This is a genomic window from Methylobacterium sp. J-090, assembly GCF_022829345.1.
Taxonomy (GTDB): domain Bacteria; phylum Pseudomonadota; class Alphaproteobacteria; order Rhizobiales; family Beijerinckiaceae; genus Methylobacterium.
Genome location: NZ_JAKSXV010000047.1, coordinates 1 through 702 on the forward strand (window position 1 = coordinate 1; position 702 = coordinate 702).

Sequence of the window (702 nt, forward strand, 5' to 3'; positions counted from 1 at the left end):
GAGGTGGGGACGCGTGTCGGGGTCGCGGCCGGTCGGGCTTGGGTGGTGTGGGTGCTGGTCATGGCGAGAGGCTGGGAGTAGACCAAGATGACGTTCGAGGGGAGGCTGGCGGTGAAGAGGTAGGCGCGGACGGACAGGGACGGGACGTGGACGCGCCAGGTGCCGTTGGCCGCGACGGTGGAGGTGGCGGTCTGGGGGCCGAAGGCCGTCGCGTACGCAACCGTGACGGTGGCGCCGGCCAGTCCGATCCCCGACAGGGTCGGCGTTTGGTCGGATGTGACGCCGTCGCCCTGCACGCCGGGCTCCGACATCGCCGATCTCGCCGGCAATCTCGCGACCCTGACGCCGGCCGCCCGCGACGTCGTCGGCGTCGCCCCGGTCCTGCCCGTCATCACCGCCTACTCGGTCGATACCGGCGTGCAGGGCGACGGCGTCACATCCGACCAAACGCCGACCCTGTCGGGGATCGGACTGGCCGGCGCCACCGTCACGGTGGCGTACGCGACGGCCTTCGGGCCCCAGACCGCCACCGCCACCGTCGCGGCCAACGGCACCTGGAGGCCTGGCGACGACCTACGCCAATTTCGCCGGGCGCTTGCGTCGGGTGCGCTACGCCGCCAACCTCGACAAGGACCGGGATCGCTGGGGTGAGGCCATGCGCGAGCACGAGGAAATCCTCGACGCCCTGCACCGCCGGGCCGG

The 702-nt window shown here is 72.4% G+C and carries 3 pseudogenes; 2 read left to right on the plus strand and 1 reads right to left on the minus strand.

The features are described from left to right. Positions 1 to 311 (minus strand): annotated as a pseudogene (locus MKK49_RS07605) (Ig-like domain-containing protein); the annotation flags it as partial. Positions 312 to 417: 106 nt separating this feature from the next. On the opposite strand from MKK49_RS07605, the pseudogene MKK49_RS24620 reads away from it, so the two are divergent. Both MKK49_RS24620 and MKK49_RS07615 read left to right on the plus strand, forming a co-directional pair. Then, positions 418 to 501, plus strand: a pseudogene (locus MKK49_RS24620) (hypothetical protein); the annotation flags it as partial. 55 nt (positions 502 to 556) lie between these two features. After that, positions 557 to 702, plus strand: a pseudogene (locus MKK49_RS07615) (FCD domain-containing protein); the annotation flags it as partial.